Annotated in this window: 18 protein-coding genes; 8 read left to right on the top strand and 10 right to left on the bottom strand. The window is 70.3% G+C overall.

Annotated features, from left to right (window positions below; translation table 11 throughout):
- Positions 1 to 48 precede the first annotated feature (48 nt).
- The gene (locus ACFZDJ_RS43100) at positions 49 to 1,002 is read right to left on the bottom strand and encodes a hypothetical protein (RefSeq protein ID WP_384915620.1); all 954 of its coding nucleotides are present in this window, start codon (positions 1,000 to 1,002) and stop codon (positions 49 to 51) included.
- Positions 1,003 to 1,082: 80 nt separating this feature from the next.
- Here ACFZDJ_RS43100 and ACFZDJ_RS43095 point away from each other — a divergent pair, with 80 nt between their 5' ends.
- Positions 1,083 to 1,277 (top strand): DUF3046 domain-containing protein, encoded by a 195-nt coding sequence (locus tag ACFZDJ_RS43095; RefSeq protein ID WP_101401028.1) that lies wholly within the window; start codon positions 1,083 to 1,085, stop codon positions 1,275 to 1,277.
- Between the two features lie 60 nt (positions 1,278 to 1,337).
- Positions 1,338 to 2,552, top strand: coding sequence for an AI-2E family transporter (locus tag ACFZDJ_RS43090; protein ID WP_391067521.1), 1,215 nt, complete (start codon positions 1,338 to 1,340; stop codon positions 2,550 to 2,552).
- A 10-nt stretch (positions 2,553 to 2,562) separates the two neighbouring features.
- Here ACFZDJ_RS43090 and ACFZDJ_RS43085 read toward each other — a convergent pair whose 3' ends face one another.
- On the bottom strand, positions 2,563 to 3,417 hold the full coding sequence (locus ACFZDJ_RS43085) for a hypothetical protein (RefSeq protein WP_391067519.1): 855 nt from the start codon (positions 3,415 to 3,417) through the stop codon (positions 2,563 to 2,565).
- Positions 3,418 to 3,744: 327 nt separating this feature from the next.
- On the opposite strand from ACFZDJ_RS43085, the gene recA reads away from it, so the two are divergent.
- The 4 genes from recA to ACFZDJ_RS43065 all read left to right on the top strand — a co-directional run bounded on the left by recA (position 3,745) and on the right by ACFZDJ_RS43065 (position 9,326).
- Positions 3,745 to 4,869 carry a recombinase RecA gene (gene recA / locus ACFZDJ_RS43080; RefSeq protein WP_390936468.1) on the top strand — a complete coding sequence of 375 codons (1,125 nt, stop codon included), beginning with the start codon at positions 3,745 to 3,747 and terminating at the stop codon, positions 4,867 to 4,869.
- 3 nt (positions 4,870 to 4,872) lie between these two features.
- The gene (recX, locus tag ACFZDJ_RS43075; RefSeq protein WP_391067516.1) at positions 4,873 to 5,796 is read left to right on the top strand and encodes a recombination regulator RecX; all 924 of its coding nucleotides are present in this window, start codon (positions 4,873 to 4,875) and stop codon (positions 5,794 to 5,796) included.
- Between the two features lie 246 nt (positions 5,797 to 6,042).
- Positions 6,043 to 6,777, top strand: coding sequence for a helix-turn-helix domain-containing protein (locus tag ACFZDJ_RS43070; protein WP_391067514.1), 735 nt, complete (start codon positions 6,043 to 6,045; stop codon positions 6,775 to 6,777).
- Positions 6,774 to 9,326: an FtsX-like permease family protein gene (locus ACFZDJ_RS43065; protein WP_391067512.1), complete on the top strand. Its 2,553-nt coding sequence runs from the start codon at positions 6,774 to 6,776 to the stop codon at positions 9,324 to 9,326. Before ACFZDJ_RS43070 ends, ACFZDJ_RS43065 begins: the two co-directional genes overlap by 4 nt.
- Positions 9,327 to 9,431: 105 nt before the next feature.
- Here the strand turns inward: ACFZDJ_RS43065 and ACFZDJ_RS43060 are convergent, their stop codons facing one another.
- From ACFZDJ_RS43060 to ACFZDJ_RS43025, 8 genes are all read right to left on the bottom strand, one after another.
- Positions 9,432 to 9,827, bottom strand: coding sequence for a rhodanese-like domain-containing protein (locus ACFZDJ_RS43060; RefSeq protein ID WP_391067510.1), 396 nt, complete (start codon positions 9,825 to 9,827; stop codon positions 9,432 to 9,434).
- Positions 9,824 to 10,360, bottom strand: coding sequence for a cysteine dioxygenase (locus ACFZDJ_RS43055; protein ID WP_384915867.1), 537 nt, complete (start codon positions 10,358 to 10,360; stop codon positions 9,824 to 9,826). Before ACFZDJ_RS43055 ends, ACFZDJ_RS43060 begins: the two co-directional genes overlap by 4 nt.
- An 88-nt stretch (positions 10,361 to 10,448) precedes the next feature.
- Positions 10,449 to 10,520: a putative leader peptide gene (locus ACFZDJ_RS43050; RefSeq protein WP_309544753.1), complete on the bottom strand. Its 72-nt coding sequence runs from the start codon at positions 10,518 to 10,520 to the stop codon at positions 10,449 to 10,451.
- Between the two features lie 175 nt (positions 10,521 to 10,695).
- Positions 10,696 to 12,567 (bottom strand): FAD-dependent monooxygenase, encoded by a 1,872-nt coding sequence (locus ACFZDJ_RS43045; protein ID WP_391067507.1) that lies wholly within the window; start codon positions 12,565 to 12,567, stop codon positions 10,696 to 10,698.
- 725 nt (positions 12,568 to 13,292) lie between these two features.
- Entirely contained in the window at positions 13,293 to 14,195 is a 903-nt protein-coding gene (locus ACFZDJ_RS43040) for an amino acid ABC transporter permease (protein WP_168511799.1), read from the bottom strand.
- Positions 14,192 to 14,857 (bottom strand): amino acid ABC transporter permease, encoded by a 666-nt coding sequence (locus ACFZDJ_RS43035; RefSeq protein WP_384915638.1) that lies wholly within the window; start codon positions 14,855 to 14,857, stop codon positions 14,192 to 14,194. The genes ACFZDJ_RS43040 and ACFZDJ_RS43035 overlap by 4 nt, the downstream gene beginning before the upstream one ends.
- Positions 14,858 to 14,983: 126 nt before the next feature.
- A complete protein-coding gene (locus ACFZDJ_RS43030; protein ID WP_391067504.1) occupies positions 14,984 to 15,817 on the bottom strand; it encodes a transporter substrate-binding domain-containing protein in 834 nt (277 codons plus the stop codon).
- A 157-nt stretch (positions 15,818 to 15,974) separates the two neighbouring features.
- A complete protein-coding gene (locus ACFZDJ_RS43025; RefSeq protein ID WP_384915644.1) occupies positions 15,975 to 16,751 on the bottom strand; it encodes an amino acid ABC transporter ATP-binding protein in 777 nt (258 codons plus the stop codon).
- Between the two features lie 297 nt (positions 16,752 to 17,048).
- Here ACFZDJ_RS43025 and ACFZDJ_RS43020 point away from each other — a divergent pair, with 297 nt between their 5' ends.
- Together ACFZDJ_RS43020 and ACFZDJ_RS43015 are read left to right on the top strand one after the other, a co-directional pair.
- On the top strand, positions 17,049 to 17,735 hold the full coding sequence (locus tag ACFZDJ_RS43020) for a response regulator transcription factor (protein ID WP_168511806.1): 687 nt from the start codon (positions 17,049 to 17,051) through the stop codon (positions 17,733 to 17,735).
- Positions 17,736 to 17,744: 9 nt separating this feature from the next.
- Positions 17,745 to 19,154: an ATP-binding protein gene (locus ACFZDJ_RS43015; RefSeq protein ID WP_384915647.1), complete on the top strand. Its 1,410-nt coding sequence runs from the start codon at positions 17,745 to 17,747 to the stop codon at positions 19,152 to 19,154.
- Positions 19,155 to 19,166 lie beyond the last annotated feature (12 nt).

The following is a 19,166-nucleotide window of genomic DNA, read 5'->3' as shown; positions in this document are numbered from 1 at the left end:
GCGGGCGGCCCGCACACGTGTGTGCGGGCCGGGAACCGTCGGGATCGCTCAGCCGATGGGCCGACCGTACGCCCGTAGGGTGCGCAGGGCCTCGATCGTCACCATGGGGCGGCACTCCAGGGCGGTACCCGGTGCCCACTGGCGCCAGCGGATCGGCCAGCCGCCGTCCTCCCGCTGCTCGCCCGCCAGGAAGTCGAGCGAGCGCGCCATCTCCTCGTCGGTGAACCATGCGCGCGCGAGTGACCCCGGGGTCTTCGCGTAGTCGTGCGGGAAGTGGTGCTCGTCCGGCGCGTATCCGGGCGCCACCGGAAACGCCTCCAGGCGCGCCGGGTCCAGTGCCGCGAGCCGGTGCTCGCGCACCAGACGGCCCAGCCGGTCGGCGGCGGCCTCCGCGCGCGGGCGGTCGGGGGCGGAGTCCAGGAAGGCCACGGCCGCCTCGACCTCGTACGGGTGCGACTTGTCCAGGGACTCGACCGCCCGCCAGCAGAAGTCGGTGGCCCGGAACAGCCAGGCGTGCCACACCTCGTTGCGGTGCAGCAGGCCCACCACGGGCCCGGTGGCGAGGAGTTCACTCGGTGGGTCGTCGACGATCGGCACGAAAGGAGCGTGCGGATAGCCACGCTGACTGGGATGGACCGCCGGCAGTGCGCCGTCCGCCGTCGACACCGAGGTCAGATAGCGGCACACGCGCTCCACGCGCTGCCCGCCGCACCGCCCGATCGAGTCGAGGACGCGCAGCGCGTGCCCGGTGTGCAGCGGCTGGCTGACCGGGCCGCGCAGATCGGGTTCGAGCGCGTGACCGTATCCCTCGTCGTCGTTGCGGTAGGCGGCCAGCGCGGTCTCCACCGCATCGGCGGCGCCGACGTCGCTGTTCAGGAAGTGGTACGCGAAACGGCGCTGTTCCAGCACGCGTGCGGTGAGCCAGATGAAGTGCTCGGCGCGCGAGAGCGGGGTGTGCGCCGGGGGCGTCGGGGGGAGTGGGGATGCTCCTGATTCGGCCATGTCTCAGACCGTAGGACGGAAAGCGGTCTCGGCAAGGGGTCCCGGCCCGGGCCCACTCTCAGGGGCGGGATACTGGAGTCATGCGGTTGACGGTCTTCTGGCAGCGGATGGCGGATCACTTCGGTGAGGCGTACGCCGACACCTTCGCGCGCGATCATGTGATGACGGAGCTCGGCGGACGGACTGTGCACCAGGCGCTGAACGCCGGCTGGGAGGCCAAGGACGTGTGGCGCGTGGTGTGCGCGACCATGAACGTTCCGTACGAAAACCGCTGACGGACCCCGAAGATCCGGGGCCGGTCACCGATTGTCGGTGGAGTGGGCGAGACTTGCCCCGTGGCCCCGACAGACGAGACCGCGCAGGTCGCCCAGCAGACATCCCCCTTCGGCACGACGCCGCCCACTCCGCCCCCGGGCGGGGACGCCTCCGGGCAGGGCGTGCGCATGCCGCGCTGGCTGCCGCGCGCGATGGTGCTCGCGCTCACCCTCGTCGCCCTGTTCCAACTGGGCAGTTGGGCGTTCCACCAGCTCATCGGGCTGCTGATCAACATCCTGATCGCGTTCTTCCTGGCGCTGGCCATCGAGCCCGCGGTGAGCTGGATGGCCTCGTACGGTATGCGCCGGGGGCTGGCCGCCTTCCTCGTCTTCTTCGGTCTGCTGATCGTGACGGCCGGATTCATCACGCTGCTCGGCTCGATGCTCGCGGGTCAGATCATCAAGATGATCGAGGGCTTCCCCGAGTACCTGGACTCGGTGATCAACTGGATCAACTCGACCTTCCACACCGACGTGAGACGGGTGGACGTCCAGGACAGCCTGGTGCACTCCGACTGGCTGCGGAAGTACGTGCAGAACAGCGCGACCGGCGTCCTGGACGTGTCCGCGCAGGTGCTGGGCGGTCTCTTCAAGCTGCTGACGATCACGCTGTTCTCGTTCTACTTCGCGGCCGACGGGCCCCGGCTGCGGCGTGCGTTGTGCTCCGTGCTGCCGCCCGCGCGACAGGCAGAGGTGCTGCGCGCGTGGGAGATAGCCGTCGACAAGACAGGCGGCTATCTGTACTCGCGCGGTCTGATGGCGCTGATCTCCGGCATCGCGCACTACATCCTGCTGCAGGCCCTCGGCGTGCCCTACGCGCCCGTGCTCGCCGTCTGGGTGGGTCTGGTCTCGCAGTTCATCCCCACCATCGGTACGTATCTCGCGGGCGCCCTGCCGATGCTGATCGCCTTCACCGTCAACCCCTGGTACGCGCTGTGGGTGCTGATCTTCGTCGTGGTCTACCAGCAGTTCGAGAACTACGTACTGCAGCCGAAGCTGACCGCCAAGACCGTGGACATCCACCCCGCGGTCGCCTTCGGCTCGGTCATCGCGGGCACCGCGCTCCTCGGGGCCGTCGGCGCCCTGATCGCCATCCCCGCGGTCGCCACCCTCCAGGCCTTCCTGGGGGCCTATGTGAAGCGGTACGACGTCACGGACGATCCCCGGGTGCACGGCCACCGGACCAGGAGGTCGCCCTCCTTCCGCGCCCGTCTGCGGGGGCTGCTCGGCCGATGAGGCCGATGATTCACCAGGTGAGGGCCGCCCACGCTCCGGCGCCCAGGACCGCCGCCGCGTAGCAGCCGACCGCCGCGTGGACGACCCGCTGCCGTGTCCGGTCGCTCCATGGCGTGTGGGACAGCAGTCGGGCCAGCGCGGGCAGGACCAGCACGGCGTGCAGGCTCACCCCGTGCAGCGGCTTGAGCGGGGCCGTCGAGTGGTACGCCGCCTCCTGGTGACCGGTGCGGGTGAGGACGACCCCGCGCGCGATCATCGCGGCGCCCGACGCCAGCGCGACGAGCAGGATCGCGAACCCGGAGCGCAGCGCGAGCGGCATCCCCAGGGGGCCCGTGGGCCGGTTCCGGAAGGAGGCCACCGCGAACACGGTGAGCAGCACCACGAGGACCCCGCCGCCCACCGCGAGCGTCATCGACACCGCCGTGTCGAAGCCGGTCTCCATGTTGAGATGCGACGGCACCCGTCGCCACGCCTGAAGGGTGATCCCGCCCACCTCCACGACACAGTCGGCGGCGAACACGACGAGCAGCGCCGAGCGCAGACGCGCCCCGACCCGCAGATACGACGTGACCCACGTGATCGCGATCAGCGTCAGCCCGAAGGAGAGCCCGAACGTGACGGGCTTGCGCCAGGAGACGGGACCGTCCCAGGGGCCGCCGTCCACGGCGAAGACGACCAGATGCGCCAGCCCGCAGAGCACCAGCACGGCGCCGGTCGTGTGGCAGAGCCGCTCGGCGGGACGCACTCCGCGCCACGCCCCGCGCCACACGGGGCGCGCCGGAGACGGTCGTGCCGGAGACGGTCGTGCCGGTGGGGCGACGGCGGTGGTCACGGCGGGAGCGGGGGTTCCGCTGCGGCTCTCCATGAGGTCCAAGCTTCGGCGGCCAGGACCCTGAGGTCGTCGTACGGCCGAAGAATCCGGTCGTACGCCCCGTGGAGTAGGCGGGGACCCCGGCCGTTGTCGGTCCGCGAACGTAGGCTCGGAGGTGCCGCGTGGTGCGCTTGACACCAAAATCGAACATCCATTCTTATGGAATCTCCGGCTGGGCTCTCGGCGGGGCTTTCGGCAGGGTTTTCACAGAGATGTACCCGAGTTATCCACAGGCTGGACGGGCGTCGGGGCGCATTGTCAGTGGCAGGCGTTAGCGTCTTTGACGTGAAGCGATCGACTCAAGCAAACCGGGTGGAACCCATGGCAGGTACGGACCGCGAGAAGGCGCTCGACGCCGCGCTCGCACAGATTGAACGGCAATTCGGCAAGGGCGCGGTGATGCGCCTGGGCGAGCGGCCGAACGAGCCCATCGAGGTCATCCCCACCGGGTCGACCGCGCTCGACGTGGCCCTTGGAGTCGGCGGCCTGCCGCGCGGCCGAGTGGTGGAGGTGTACGGCCCGGAGTCCTCCGGTAAGACGACGCTGACGCTGCACGCGGTGGCGAACGCTCAGCGGGCCGGCGGACAGGTGGCCTTCATCGACGCCGAGCACGCACTCGACCCCGAGTACGCGAAGAAGCTCGGCGTCGACATCGACAACCTGATCCTGTCCCAGCCGGACAACGGCGAGCAGGCGTTGGAAATCGTGGACATGCTCGTCCGCTCCGGCGCGCTCGACCTGATCGTCATCGACTCCGTCGCCGCCCTGGTGCCGCGCGCTGAGATCGAGGGCGAGATGGGCGACTCGCACGTGGGTCTGCAGGCCCGCCTGATGAGCCAGGCCCTGCGGAAGATCACCAGCGCGCTCAACCAGTCGAAGACCACCGCGATCTTCATCAACCAGCTGCGCGAGAAGATCGGCGTGATGTTCGGCTCTCCGGAGACCACGACGGGTGGCCGGGCGCTGAAGTTCTACGCCTCGGTGCGACTCGACATCCGCCGCATCGAGACGCTGAAGGACGGCACCGACGCGGTCGGCAACCGCACCCGCGTCAAGGTCGTCAAGAACAAGGTCGCGCCGCCCTTCAAGCAGGCCGAGTTCGACATCCTCTACGGGCATGGCATCAGCCGCGAGGGCGGCCTGATCGACATGGGCGTGGAGCACGGCTTCGTCCGCAAGGCCGGCGCCTGGTACACGTACGAGGGCGACCAGCTCGGCCAGGGCAAGGAGAACGCGCGCAACTTCCTGAAGGACAACCCCGACCTCGCCAACGAGATCGAGAAGAAGATCCTGGAGAAGCTGGGCGTCGGTGTGAGGCCGGTGGAGCCCACCGCCGAGCCGGGCGCTGACGCGGCGGTCTCGACCGCCTCGGACGAGGCCGCGAAGACGGTGCCCGCTCCGGCGGCCAAGGCCACCAAGTCCAAGGCCGCGGCGGCCAAGAGCTAGTCCATGACGCGACGAACCGACTGGGCCGAGTACGCCTACCCCGTCCCCCCGCGGGGGCAGGGGCACGGGGGGAACGGCGACTCGGCCGGAGACGGTGAAAGAGCGCACGGCGGGGACGGGCCGTACGGGGACGAGACGTTCGGCGGCTCCTCCAGGTACTCCGGTGACACGTATGGCTCCGAGGGGTTCCACGGCGGGGATCCGTACGGCAGTGACGGTCCGGCGGGCTACGGCGAAGGCGACGGCCTGACGGACGGTCACGGTTCTCCGGGCGGTGCATCGCGCCGTGGCGGTGGGCGGCGCGGCGACGGGGGGCCGCGAGGTGGACGAGGGCGTCGGAGGCGTGGCGGTTTCGGTGAGCCGTCCGACGACCCACAGGACGGAGGCACTCCTTCCTCGTCGAGGGCCGAGAAGGGGGAGCCCCCAGGGGACCCGGCTGAGCGGGCGCGGGCGATCTGTCTGCGCCTGCTCACCGGGACCCCACGCACGCGAAAACAGCTCGCGGACGCGTTGCGCAAGCGTGAGATTCCCGACGATGTGGCGGACGAGGTGCTGTCACGGTTCGAGGAGGTCGGGCTGATCAACGACGGTGCCTTCGCGGACGCCTGGGTGGAGTCCCGGCACCACGGCCGGGGTCTGGCCCGGCGGGCGCTCGCGCGGGAGCTGCGGACCAAGGGCGTGGACTCGACGCTGATCGACGAGGCCGTCGGGCAGCTCGACCCCGAGCAGGAAGAGGCGACGGCGCGCGAGCTCGTCGCGCGCAAGCTTCGCTCCACGCGCGGCCTCGACCGAGACAAACGGTTGCGACGCCTCGCGGGCATGCTCGCCCGCAAGGGCTACTCCGAGGGGATGGCGCTGCGCGTGGTTCGCCAGGCGCTGGAGGAAGAGGGGGAGGACACGGAGGGCTTGGGGGACGAGGGGTTCTGAGCCTTGGGTCGGAGGTCGGGTCGGGGGCGGGCCTGGGCCTGGTAACTGGGTTCTGAACTCGCTGTACGCCTGTGGGCGGCCTGACGTTTGGGCTCAGGGGAGACACGGGGACTGAACCCGATCCCGGCTCGGATTCAGACTCCGGCCACTGTCCAACTCCCCTTCGTGAGGGTGAGGTTAACCCCCGGAGGGAGACGCCGGGTTGCCGCAATGCACAGGTGTCTGTGCACAGAGGACTGTGTACGCATGGCACAGGAACCCGGCGCGGAACCCATGGCGAGGCGGGGCGAGGAGACTTCGGGCGGCTCCACCGAGCTCTCCGACCTCGCCACGCTCAAGGCCCTCGCGCAGCCCCGTCGGCAGCGCATGCTTCAGCACCTGACCGTGCACGGCCCCGCCACCTCGGCGACGCTGGCCCGGGCGCTCGGGCTCAACACCGGAGCCACCAGCTACCACCTGCGTGAGCTCGCTCGGAACGGCTTCGTGGAAGAAGTGGACCGACCGGCGCAGGCGGGCGGCCACGGCAGGGAGCGCTGGTGGCGGGCCGTCCCCGGTGACCGCCGCTTCCCGCCGCGCAGTCGGCAGAGTCCCGAGATGCGGCTCGTCATGGACGAGCTGAACCACCACGCGTACGCCGCCGACCTCGAACTCTTCGAGCAGATGCAACTGCAGATGCAGCGGCTGCGGACGCAGGGGGTGGACGGGGAGGCGGGCGAAGCCGATCCCTGGGTCGACGCCTTCCCCTACTCGCGCGGCAGCATCCGGCTGACGCTCCCCGAACTCCGCGCGTTCTTCGAGGAGTACATCGCGCTCCTCAACCGTTACAAGCGCCCCGAGGCCGACACCCCGCCCGGCGCCCGCACCGTGCTGACCCGGTTCCTGGCCTTCCCGGCCCCCGTCACCGTGCCCGAAGCCGCACCCGATGCCGCACCTGAGAACCGCCCGGCACCCCACGACAGACCAGGGAGCGAACCCTCATGATGCTGCGTTACGCCCTGCGGACCGTCCGAGCCCGCAAAGGTGGCTTCGTCGGTGCTTTCTTCGCCTTGATGTGCGCGGCCGCTCTCATCACCGCCTGCGGCACCCTCCTGGAGACGGGCCTGCGCGGCACGATCGCCACCGAACGGTATGCCGCGACGCCCGTCGTGGTCTCCGCCGACCAGAACGTCCACCAGACCACCGTCAAACACAAGAAGGGCAAGACGAAGATCAAACACAAGGCCAAGCCGATCGCCGAGCGGGCCTGGCTCCCGGGCGACCTCGCCACCGAGCTCCAAAAGGCGCCCGGCGTACGTGAGGTCATCCCCGAACTGACCTTCCTGGCCCAGCCCTTGGCACCCGGCGGAGCCGTCGACAGGGACCGGCCCGCCTACGGGCACGCCTGGGACTCCGCCGCGCTGACCCCGTACACCCTCACCACCGGCACCGCCCCCAAGGCCGACGGCGATCTCGTCATCGACCGCCGCCTCGCCGAGCGCGCCCACCTCGAGCCCGGTGACCGGCTCACCGTTCAGTCGACGCGGAGCCCGCGGACCTACCGGGTGACCGGAATAGCCGCCCCCGCCCAGGAGGTGCGGCACCAGACCGCCCTCTTCTTCTCCACCGCCGAGGCCCGCCGCCTCGCCGCCCACCCCGGACAGGTCACCGCCTTCGGGGTGCTTCCCGCCAAGGGCACGGACGCGGCCGTGCTGAAGCGATCGGTCAGCATGGCGCTGCACGGAGCCAGGGCGCCGTACGGTACGACCGCGCAGGTCAGCGCCGGCGACGGCCGAGGGCCCGTGGAGTTCCTGGACGCGGCCGCCGCGCGTACGAAGCTGGTCAGCATGGGCGGTGCGATGGGCGGCACCTCACTGCTCGTGGCCGTCCTGGTGGTGGTCGGGACCTTCGCGCTCTCCGTGCAACAGCGCCATCGCGAACTCGCCCTGCTGCGCGCCATCGCCGCCACGCCAGGGCAGATCCGGGCGCTCCTCGGCCGTGAGGCACTGATCGTCGGGGCCGCCGCGGGTACCGTCGGCGCGCTCGCGGGGCTGCCGCTGGGCAGTTGGCTGCACGGCCGGTTCGTGGCCATGGGCGCCGTGCCGGCCACGCTTCAGCACACCGTCAGCGTCTTCCCGCCGTTCGCCGGGCTCGCCGCGACACTGCTCGGTGCCTGGGCCGCCGCCCGTATCTCCTCGCGCCGGATCGCCCGGATCCGCCCGGCCGAGGCGCTCGCCGAGGCCGGGGTCGAGCGCACCCGCCCGGCGTGGGGACGGATCCTCGCGGGTCTCGGCCTGCTCGCCGGCGGTGCCGTCCTCGTCGCGGTGCTCAGTGTTCTGCGCACGGAACCCGCCTCGACCCCCGTGACCTTCCTGGCCGTCGTGGTCCTCGCCTCCTCCGTCGCGCTGCTCGGTCCGCTGCTGGTCAGGGCGGCCGTAGCCGTGCTCGGAGGCCCGCTCGGGCTGACCGGGCCCAGCAGCCGGCTGGCGCGTGCCAACCTCCGTGGCCATGCCGCCCGGATGGCCTCCGTCGTCACCCCTTTGACCCTCCTCATCGGCATGACCTGCACCGTTCTCTTCGTCCGGCCGACCCTGGGCAACGCGGCCCGCGCCCAGGCCCGCGAGGGCATCCGCGCCGACTGGGTGGTGGCCGCCCAGGGCCCCGGCGTACCGGCCGAGGCCGCACGGCGGCTGCGTACGCAGCACGACACCGTCACCGAAGTGGTCCGTACGACCGTCCGGGTGGGACTCGACAAGTACGCGGCGCAGGGCGTCACACCCAGGGGCCTCACCCGCACCTGGGACCCGGACGTCACCGCCGGCTCCCTGAAGAAGCTCACCGAGGACACCGTCGCCGTCAGCGAACTCGCCGCCGACCAGCTCCACCTGAAGCCCGGCAGCCCCCTGAAACTCACGCTGGGCGACGGAACACCCGCCACGCCGACCGTCGTGGCCGTCTACGCCAAGGGTCTTGGTTTCGGCGACCTCACCTTCGCCCATGACCTGGTCGCCCGCCATGTGGACAACCCGCTCGCGACCTCCGTCCTCGTCAGCACCGCCCGTACACAGACACAACTCGCGACTACCCTCCGTGAGTTCCCGGGGATCCACGTCCTCGCCCCGGCCGCCGCCGACTCGATCCAGGCCGCACGGCAGCAGGCGAACGCCGAGGTCAACTACCTCGCCATGGGACTCGTCCTGGCCTTCACCGCCATCGCCGTCGTCAACACGCTGGCCATGTCGGTCTCGGAGCGTGTGCGGGAGTTCGCGCTGCTGCGCCTCGCCGGGGCGACGCGGCGCCAGGTGCTGGGGATGCTGCGCACGGAGGCGCTCTCGGTCCTGCTGCTCGCCACCGCGCTCGGCAGCGGAATCGCGCTCGCCGTCCTGACCGCGTTCAGCGTCGGCATGACGGGCCGGGCGGCTCCGGCGGTCACACCCCTGGTGTACGTCACCGTTATCGCGCTCGCCGGGCTGCTCGCGCTCGTCGCCACCGCGCTGCCGGGCCGGGTGGCGTTGCGGGTGCGCCCGGTCACGGTGGCCACGGCCAAGGAGTAAGGGGCGGTACGCAAAGGAGTAAGGGTCGGCACGCAATGGTGGGCGCCCCTTACATCAGGGGCGCCCACCACCCACGTACGCCGCAGGGCGATCGCGAGCCGGGAGCTAGGCGGTCACCGGGAAACCGGCCGCCTTCCACGCCTGGAAGCCGCCGACCAGGTCGGTCGCCCGGTGCAGTCCGAGCTGCTGGAGGGAGACGGCGGCGAGGCTGGACGCGTACCCCTCGTTGCAGACCACCACGACCCGCAGAGCGTGGCTCGTGGCCTCGGGGGCGCGGTGGCTGCCTTGGGGGTCGAGCCGCCACTCCAGTTCGTTGCGCTCGACGACGAGGGCGCCGGGGATCAGTCCGTCGCGCTCGCGCAGGGCGGCGTACCGGATGTCGACGAGGAGGGCTTCGCCGGTCTGTGCGGCGGAGTACGCCTCCTCGGCCTCCACCCGGTCGAGTCCCTCGCGGACCCGTTCCAGCAACGTGTCGATGCCCACAGGGCCTGGTGTGCTCACTGCCAGTCCTCCGGACGCTCGACGTGCTCCAGGCGCAGCACCTGCCCCGTGCGGCTGTAGCGGCGGATCCGAGGCAGGGGCGGGTAGTAGGCGTGGACGGAGATCGCGTGCTCCTCGGTGGACTCGTTGAGCACCTCGTGCACGTGGTGGCGGCCGAAGGAGCGGCCCTTGCCGGCCGGCAGCCGACGTTCGCGGTCGACGTCCTCGGAGAGTTCGAGGGTCTTCCAGCCGTCGGTGGGCAGGCGGGCGGCGAGCGAGTACTCCTTGAGCTCGCCCGCGGCGGCGACGAAGGCGCCGACCGAGTCGGCGTGGTCGTGCCAGCCGGTGCCGGTACCGGGAGGCCAGCCGATGAGCCAGGCCTCGCTGCCGCCGGGGCCTTCCAGGCGCACCCAGGTGCGGCCCTCGGGGTCGAGAGGGAGGGAGGCGATCAGTTCGGTGTCGGCGGCGGTGCGGCGCACGAAGTCGAGCAGGTCGGCCTGGGTGGGGGCCTGGACCGGTGCGGTGGGGGAAGGCGTGGTGGAGGGGGTGGACACAGACACGGGTACCGTCCTGGGCGTTCGCGTGGGTGCGCGCGGCAGCCGACAGCCAGGGGCGGCGCGCGGAGAGAGAAGAGCTGCGAATTCAGCAGGACGGGCGACACACGCAGCCCGCATAGCGGACGAGGTCCATATGGACCCTCCGCCACAGGCGCACACAGGTGTCGGTCACGATCCGGAGTACACCATGGCGCTCTGGGCCGGTCAACTCACTGTCACTATGTGGACCATCCGGTGACGGAGGGTGCCGCGATGGCCGTGGCTCCGCCCCCCCCGGACGAGTTCGGCGATCTGAACCTGGTGGTCCGGGGCCGGCCGGACCACCAGGGTCGTCAGGTCGTACTCGACGCCGTCTCCGCTTCCGCTTCCGCCGTGGCGGGGCCGCCCAGTGTCGCCTCGGCCGCCGCGTACAGGTCGGCCGGACGCACCCCGCTCAGCGCGGTGACCAGGTGGCCGTCGGGGCGTACCAGGAGCACGGTGTGTGCCGCCGCGCCGGGATAGCTCTCGGCGACGAGCAACTCGGCGCGGTGCGGCAGCGCGGTCACGGCGGCCGCGAGCCTGGGCATGATCCCGGCCGTCACCCAGTGCTTGCGCGCCCACACGCCCGTACCCGGAGCGATCAGCACGACGAGCAGCACCCCGCGACCGAGCCGCTCCCGCAGCTGTACGAACGAGCCGTCCTCCGCGGTCACGCGTACGTCGACGACCGCCGCACCGGGCGCCGTGTCCACCGGGGTCTCCGACTCGGTGTGCGCGGGCGCGAGTGGCGAGTCGGCGTACGCCCCCGGCGCGCCCAGCGGGCCGCGTCCCAGATGGCCGTCCGTGAGCAGCGCGTCGTGGCCACGGGCCGACCCGGGGACGTACGAGCGCAGGCCTCCGCCGCTGCGCAGCAGTGGCAGCGCCTGGTCGGCGGCGCGCAGCCGGGCGGCGACGACGGCCCGCCGCTCCGCCTGGTAGCTGTCGAGGAGCGCCTCGTGCGGGCCGTGGTGCCAGGCGAGCGCCAGCTTCCAGGCGAGGTTGTCGGCGTCCCGCAGGCCCTCGTCCAGGCCCTGGGTGCCGAGCGTGCCGAGCAGGTGCGCGGCGTCCCCGGCGATGAAGACCCGGCCGGCCCGCCAGCGGCGGGCGAGGCGGTGGTGGATGGTGTGGACTCCGGTGTCGAGCAGCTCGTACGGGGGTGTGGAGCCGGCGTTCCAGCCCGCGAGGGTCTCGCGGATGCGTGCCACCAGCAGGTCGGGGGTGACCAGGTCCTTGCCGGGCGGCAGCAGCCAGTCCAGCCGCCACACGTCGTCGGCGAGGGGACGCGCGGTCACCTCACCGCTCGAAGGGCCCGACGTCCGCCACGGCGGCATCCGGTGCAGCAATGCCTGGCCGGGCCAGGGAAGTTCCGTACGCAGCGCTGCCACGGCGTGTCGTTCGACGGCCGTACGTCCGGGGAAGCGGATGTCCTGGAGCTTGCGCACGGTCGAGCGCGGTCCGTCGCAGCCGACCAGGTAACTGCCGCGCCACCAGGTGCCGTTGGGGCCGCGGGTGTGCGCCGTGACGCCCGAGGACTCCTGCTCGATCGAGTCGAGGCGGCTGCCCACGGCGACCTTGATCAGCCGTTCGTGGATGATGGCCTCGCGCAGGGCGCCGGTCAGCGCGTGCTGGGCGAGGTGCAGCGGGGCGGGCGCGTCGGCACCCTCGGGGTCCTGCGCGTCCGCGGTCGGGCCGAGCCCGGCGTTTTTCGGGCTCTGCGCGCTCCCCTTCGGGTCCCGCGCGCTCCGCCCGGAGCGCTGGGCGCCACTCCCCGAGCCGTGCGCGCCGCTCCCGAAGGCCCGCGCGCCGCTCACCGCGCCGTGCGTGCCGCCTCCCGAGCCGTGCGCCCCCGAGCCGTGCGCCGCGCCCCCAAGGCCTTGCGCATCGGCTTCGAAGTCCGGCGAGTCCGTGCCGGATGCCCCGGCAGCGAAGTTGATCTCGCGCATCACCTGCTTGCGCCGCATCGACCGCCATCCGGCCCAACGGAAACCGGCGTCGGTGAGAGGCAGGCCCGTCAGACGCTCGACGAGCGCGGCGGTGTCCTCGCGCAGCACCACCGTCCGCGCGAGCCGTTGTTCGTCCTTGCCCGGCCCCTCGTCGAGGACCACGGAGGGGACCTCCTGGCGGGCCAGCGCAAGGGCCAGCGTGAGGCCCACGGGCCCCGCGCCGACGATGATCACCGGGTCCACGGCGCGCGGCCCCCTGCCCGGAGCGGCGTCCTGAGGAACGTTCGGGAACGGGCAGTTGGAACGGGGTGCACGATCACAGAACGTATGCAACCCATTGGCAGAGTTTGCGTCAAGTGACCCGAGGCAGTGCCCTCCCTGCTGGCCGTAAGACGATTACACGGTTACAGAGTCAAGGCCGAGCCCACGCACCGGACTGCACCCCGGGGTACGGCGACCTACCGTGTGGTCTGGCTGTGCGGTCACCATGACCGCACACTCTCGCCGGCCCTCGGTGAGACATCCCGCACAGGGCCCATAGGGTCCGTCAGTTTGCTGACGGACCCTTTCTACTCGTGCGGGGTGGATGACGTCGGTGACGGTCATGCCGACCGGGTACGACATGCACGGGCCATGGGCCGGACGGCAAGCGCCAAGTGGAGCGCGAGGAGCCGCGTTGCCGGGCCGCAGTAGCCCCACGACCAGCTCTCCGGAACCGCCCCGACACGCGGGTAGGACCCGAAGCGCTTCTTCACTTGGAAAGTGCCTCCGACGAGTGCGGGAACAAGGACCTCATCAATCGTTGTTCTCGCTGGCCAGAGCGAGGCACCAAGTCACCGGCAGTGGCTGGTCGGAGGCACTTTCTACTGACGTGATCATCAGCCGGACAGTCCAGCTGATGAAGGCGCGAGAGTCAGCGCACTTTCAGGTCGCCCGATGATGCGTCGGGTGAGGGCGTGCCCGTCAGATCAAGCTGCCGCGCCGGTCCCGTAGGCGCCGCCGACCTCGGCCGCGTTGAGCTTCTCGACCTCCTCGACCCCGAGGACCGCGCCTGTGCTCCGCTTGCTGCGCCGTAGCCTGCGCTCCAGCCAGGAGGCGAAGCTGGTGAGGAGGAAGTTCAGCACGATGTAGATGACCGCCACGACGACGAAGCTGGCGATGACGTTGGCGTAGTTGGCCGCGAGCGTGCCGCGCTGGTTGAGCAACTCGGTGAAACCGATCATCACGCCACCCAGCGCCGTGTCCTTCACGATGACCACGAGCTGGCTGACGATTGTCGGCAGCATGGTGGTGACCGCTTGCGGGAGCAGGATGCTGGTCATCGTCTGCCCCTTGCGTAGACCGATCGCGTACGCCGCCTCCGACTGCCCCTTGGGCAGGGCGAGAATGCCGGCCCGGACGACCTCGGCGAGGACCGAGGCGTTGTAGAGCACCAAGCCGGTGACCACCGCGTAGAGGGGCCGCTCGTCGCTGGTGACCTGCGTGTAGCGGCTGTAGAACTCGTTGGCGAACAGCATCAGCAGCAGTACCGGGATCGCCCGGAAGAACTCGACGACCACACCTGCCACGATCCGCACCCAGCGGTGGTCGGACAGGCGGGCGATGCCGAAGACGGCCCCGAGCGGAAGGGCGATGACCATGGCCAGCGCCGCCGCCTTCAGGGTGTTGGCAAGGCCCGGCAGAAGGTAGGTCGTCCAGGCCTGGGACGTGGTGAACGGCTGCCACAGGGCCCAGTGCAGCTGCTGTTTGTCGTCCAGCGTCCGCCAGATCCACCAGACCAGAGCGGCGAGCAGGACGAAGAAGACGACGGAGACGAGCACGTTGCGCCGCTTGGCGCGGGGGCCCGGAGTGTCGTAGAGGACGGAGCTCATCGCTTCACCGCCAGTCGCTTGCCGAGCCAGCCCAGGAGCAGGCCGGTGGGCAGGGTCAGGACCACGAAGCCGAGGGCGAAGACCGCGCCGATCGCCAGCGTCTGAGCCTCGTTCTCGATCATCGTCTTCATCAGGGCCGCGGCCTCGGCGACGCCGATGGCGGCCGCGACGGTGGTGTTCTTCGTCAGGGCGATCAGGACGTTGGCCAGCGGGCCGATGACCGCGCGCAACGCCTGGGGCAGCACGATCAGGCGGAGGGTCTGGCTGAAGCTCAGCCCGATCGCGCGGGCGGCCTCGGCCTGGCCGAGCGGCACGGTGTTGATGCCGGAGCGGATCGCCTCGCAGACGAAGGCGGCCGTGTAGCCGATCAGACCGAAGACCGCCAGGCGGAAGCCCTGGACCTTGAAGTCGGAGGCGCCCATCGTCACACCGAAGATGTCGGCGAGACCGAGCGAGGCGAACAGGATGATGATCGTCAGCGGAATGTTCCGGACGATGTTCACGTAGACGGTGCCGAACCCGCGCATGAGCGGGACCGGGCTGACCCGCATCGCGGCCAGCAGGGTGCCCCAGAGCAGGGAGCCGACCGCGGAGAGGACGGTGAGTTTCACCGTCATCCAGAAGGCCCCCAGGACGTCATAACCTTGAAGAAAGTCGAACACGATCTCCCGCGCTTCCGGGTGTGTGGAGTACGTGGAGGGCAGGGCGCGCCGCCGGGAAAAGCGACAGGCGGCGCGCCTCGGCGACCCTGCGTCATCCGCCGGAATGAGCGCCGGCGGTGTTCCGCGTTACTTGACGATCTGGCCGACCTTCGGGGCCTGCTCGTTGTTGTACTTGGCCGGGCCGAAGTTCTTGTCGACCGCCTTCTGCCAGGAGCCGTCGCTGACCATCTTCTCCAGCGCCTTGTTGATCTTGTCCACGGTCGCGGTGTCGCCCTTCTTGACGCCGACGCCGTAGTTCTCGTTGCTGAGCTTCAGACCGGCGAGCTTGAACTGGCCCTTGTACTTGTCCTGCGCCGCGAAGCCCGCGAGGATCGAGTCATCGGTGGTCACCGCGTCCACCGCGCCGCTCTGCAGGCTGGCGATGCACTCCGAGTAGGCGCTGTTCGACTTCAGGTTGGCCTTCGGGGCGATCGTCTTCTGGACGTTCTGTGCGGAGGTCGAACCGGTCACGGAGCACAGGCTCTTGCCGTTCAGATCCGTGCCCTTGGCGATCTTCGAGTCCTTCTTGACCAGCAGGTCCTGGTGGGCCAGCAGGTAAGGGCCGGCGAAGTCCACCTTCTGCTTGCGCTCGTCCGTGATCGAGTAGGTGGCGGCGATGAACTTCACGTCGCCGCGCTGCAGCGCGTTCTCGCGGTCGGCGCTCTTGGTCTCCACCCACTGGATCTGGTCCGGCTTGTAGCCGAGTTCCTTGGCGACGTAGGTGGCCACGTCCACGTCGAAGCCCGCGAAGGAGCCGTCGGGCTGCTTCAGGCCGAGACCCGGCTGGTCGAACTTGATACCGACCTTGATCTTCTTGCCGCCGCCCGAGCCGCTGTCCGAGTTGTCGCCGCCACACGCGGTGGCGCTCACGGAGAGGGCGAGGAGGACGGCCGAGGCGGCGGTGACCTTGCGGAGCTTCATGGTGAACATCCTTTGGGTGGGGAGGAGATGCAGGTCTTCAGGCATGGGCTTCAGTGATGAACGCAAGCGATGAACGCAAGCGATGAACGCAAGCGATGAACGCAAGCGATGAACGTCGGTTCAGGAACGAACCTCAGCGATGACGAAGCGCAGGCCGTCAGTGGTGAAGGATCTTCGACAGGAAGTCCTTGGCGCGGTCGCTGCGGGGATTGCTGAAGAACTGGTCCGGGACGGCCTCTTCGACGATGCGACCGTCGGCCATGAAGACGACCCGGTTGGCAGCCGAACGAGCGAAGCCCATCTCGTGGGTGACGACGATCATCGTCATGCCGTCGCTCGCGAGCTGCTGCATGACCTCCAGGACCTCGTTGATCATCTCGGGGTCGAGTGCCGAGGTCGGCTCGTCGAAGAGCATGACCTTGGGGTCCATCGCCAGCGCCCGCGCGATCGCGACCCGCTGCTGCTGACCGCCCGACAACTGTGCGGGGTACTTGTCCGCCTGGGTGCCCACGCCCACCCGGTCGAGCAGTGCGCGGGCCTTCTCCTCGGCCGCCTTCTTGTCGGCCTTGCGGACCTTGATCTGACCCAGCATCACGTTCTCGAGCACCGTCTTGTGCGCGAAGAGGTTGAAGGACTGGAAGACCATGCCCACGTCGGCCCGCAGCCGGGCCAGTGCCTTGCCCTCGTCGGGCAGCGGCTTGCCGTCGATCGTGATGTCGCCCGAATCGATCGTCTCCAGGCGGTTGATGGTGCGGCACAGGGTGGACTTCCCGGACCCGGAGGGTCCGATGACCACGACGACCTCGCCACGTGCGATCGTCAGGTCGATGTCCTGGAGCACGTGCAACGCGCCGAAGTGCTTGTTGACGCTCTTCAGGACGACCAGGTCCTCGGTCGCGGCCACGGCATCCTTGGCCACCGATACTTCGGTCATCGCTCTGGGGCTCCGTCCTCCTCGGTTTCGGTGGACAGTAGTGACCCCGTGCGACCAGCGTCATTACATCTGAGGGGAACTTGAGCATCACGATCCGGTAGCAATCGGACACGTGTCGTAGCAGCTGTTGCGCGACCGCGTACCGGCCGCGTACCGGCTGGGTAACGGAAGCCCTCCGCGACCCGAAGCCTCTTGACGCCGTCGTGATCCATCGGCGTGACTTCCTTGGTGCACACGCGTGTGCGCCGCGATCCAACAGGATCGGACCGTACGACCGATGAACCGGAGGGGGCCGGAGTGAGACTGCTGCTCGTCGAGGACGACAACCACGTCGCGGCTGCCCTGTCCGCGGTGCTGGCGCGACACGGCTTCGACGTGACGCACGCCCGCAGCGGTGAGGAGGCCCTGCAGGCGCTGGTTCCGGAAAGTGACGGCTTCGGCGTGGTCCTGCTCGACCTGGGCCTGCCCGACCAGGACGGCTACGAGGTCTGCGGCAAGATCCGCAAACGCACCAGCACTCCGGTGATCATGGTCACCGCCCGTTCCGACGTACGGTCCCGGATCCACGGCCTCAACCTCGGCGCCGACGACTACGTGGTGAAGCCCTACGACACCGGGGAACTGCTCGCCCGTATCCACGCCGTCAGCCGGCGCAGCGTCCCCGACGACGCCGCCGGTTCCGGCGACAGCGCACTGCGGCTCGGGCCGGTCCGCATCGAACTGCCCACCCGCCAGGTCAGCGTCGACGGTTCGGTCGTCCAACTGACCCGCAAGGAGTTCGACCTGCTCGCGCTGCTCGCCCAGCGGCCCGGGGTGGTCTTCCGCCGGGAGCAGATCATCAGCGAGGTGTGGCGCACCAGTTGGGAGGGGACCGGGCGCACCCTGGAGGTGCATGTCGCGTCCCTGCGCTCCAAGCTGCGCATGCCGGCGCTGATCGAGACCGTGCGCGGCGTGGGGTACCGGCTCGTCGCTCCCGCGGCGTAGCGTGCACCGGTGCGCACTCGCCTTCTTCCGCTGCTCATCGTCCTGATGGCAGCCGTGCTGCTCGCGCTCGGCATCCCGCTCGCCGTGAGTGTCGCGGCCGCCGAGCAACAGCGTGTGGTCGTCGACCGCATCGACGACACGGCACGCTTCGCCGCCCTCGCGCAGTTCGTCACCGACCAGCCGGCCGGCGGCTCCCGGGTGGGCACGACGGACGAGCGCGGGGAGACCCTGCGCAAGGAACTCGTCGCGTACTACGAGGTGTACGGCATCCGTGTCGGCGTCTTCTACCGCGACCTCGCCCCCATGGCCAACGCGCCCGAGAACTGGTACGTGGTCGGGAAGGGCGAGGGGCGCGACGCCTTCAACGAGGCGCTCCTGGGCCGCCGCAGCCACGACCCGGAGCAGGTCTGGCCGTGGCAGCGCGACCGGCTCGTCGTCGCGTCGCCGGTCATCCGGGACGGTGACGTCATCGCGGTCGTGGTCACCGACTCGCCCACCGGACAGATGCGTTCGAAGATCCTGCACGGCTGGGTGATCATCGGCGCGGGCGAGGTCGCCGCGATGCTCCTCGCCCTCGGCGCGGCGCTGCGGCTCACCGGCTGGGTGCTCAGGCCCGTACGCGTCCTCGACGCCACCACCCACGACATCGCGACCGGGCGGCTGAAGTCGCGGGTCGCGGTCGCGGGCGGTCCGCCGGAACTCAGGCGCCTGGCCCGGTCGTTCAACGAGATGGCGGACAACGTCGAAGACGTCCTGGAGCAGCAGCGCGCCTTCGTCGCCGACGCCTCGCACCAGTTGCGCAACCCGCTCTCGGCGCTGCTGCTGCGCATCGAACTGCTCGCGCTCGAACTGCCGGAGGACAATGAGGAGATCGCGTCGGTCCGCACCGAGGGCAAGCGCCTCGCCGAGGTCCTGGACGACCTGCTCGACCTGGCGCTCGCCGAGCACGCCGAGGCGGACCTGCGGCTGACCGACATCGGTGAGCTGGCGGCCGAGCGCGTCGCGTCCTGGTCACCACTGGCCGACAGCAAGGGCGTACGCCTGACGGGGACCTGCCCGGCCACCACCGCCTGGGCCGACCCGGTCACCCTGTCCAGCGCCCTGGACGCGGTGATCGACAACGCGCTGAAGTTCACGCCCGAGGGCGAGGACGTCGAGGTGGCGGTCGCGTCGAACGGCGAGGTCTCGACGGTGGTCGTCACCGACCGCGGTCCGGGCCTCAGCGACGAGGAACTGGCCCGCATCGGCGACCGCTTCTGGCGCAGCGCGGGGCACCAGAACATCAAGGGCTCGGGCCTGGGCCTGTCCATCTCGCGGGTGCTGCTCTCGGCGGGCGGCGGGTCCATCGCGTACGCCCGTCACGAGCCGCATGGCCTCAAGGTGACGGTGACGGTGCCGAGGTCGCGGCCCGAGTCGTGAGCGGGGCGGCCA

Origin of the sequence: Streptomyces sp. NPDC007896, assembly GCF_042959425.1 — a bacterium.
Classification (GTDB): Bacteria; Actinomycetota; Actinomycetes; order Streptomycetales; family Streptomycetaceae; genus Streptomyces.
Note: the sequence above shows the minus strand (reverse complement) of the source record. Positions and strands in the feature narration are given on the sequence as shown.

Coding starts and splice junctions, on each gene's coding strand:
- ACFZDJ_RS43100 (WP_384915620.1), bottom strand. CDS start 1,002: ATGGCCGAATCAGGAGCATCCCCACTCCCCCCGACGCCCCCGGCGCAC.
- ACFZDJ_RS43095 (WP_101401028.1), top strand. CDS start 1,083: ATGCGGTTGACGGTCTTCTGGCAGCGGATGGCGGATCACTTCGGTGAG.
- ACFZDJ_RS43085 (WP_391067519.1), bottom strand. CDS start 3,417: ATGGAGAGCCGCAGCGGAACCCCCGCTCCCGCCGTGACCACCGCCGTC.
- recA (WP_390936468.1), top strand. CDS start 3,745: ATGGCAGGTACGGACCGCGAGAAGGCGCTCGACGCCGCGCTCGCACAG.
- recX (WP_391067516.1), top strand. CDS start 4,873: ATGACGCGACGAACCGACTGGGCCGAGTACGCCTACCCCGTCCCCCCG.
- ACFZDJ_RS43070 (WP_391067514.1), top strand. CDS start 6,043: ATGGCACAGGAACCCGGCGCGGAACCCATGGCGAGGCGGGGCGAGGAG.
- ACFZDJ_RS43065 (WP_391067512.1), top strand. CDS start 6,774: ATGATGCTGCGTTACGCCCTGCGGACCGTCCGAGCCCGCAAAGGTGGC.
- ACFZDJ_RS43040 (WP_168511799.1), bottom strand. CDS start 14,195: ATGAGCTCCGTCCTCTACGACACTCCGGGCCCCCGCGCCAAGCGGCGC.
- ACFZDJ_RS43030 (WP_391067504.1), bottom strand. CDS start 15,817: ATGAAGCTCCGCAAGGTCACCGCCGCCTCGGCCGTCCTCCTCGCCCTC.
- ACFZDJ_RS43025 (WP_384915644.1), bottom strand. CDS start 16,751: ATGACCGAAGTATCGGTGGCCAAGGATGCCGTGGCCGCGACCGAGGAC.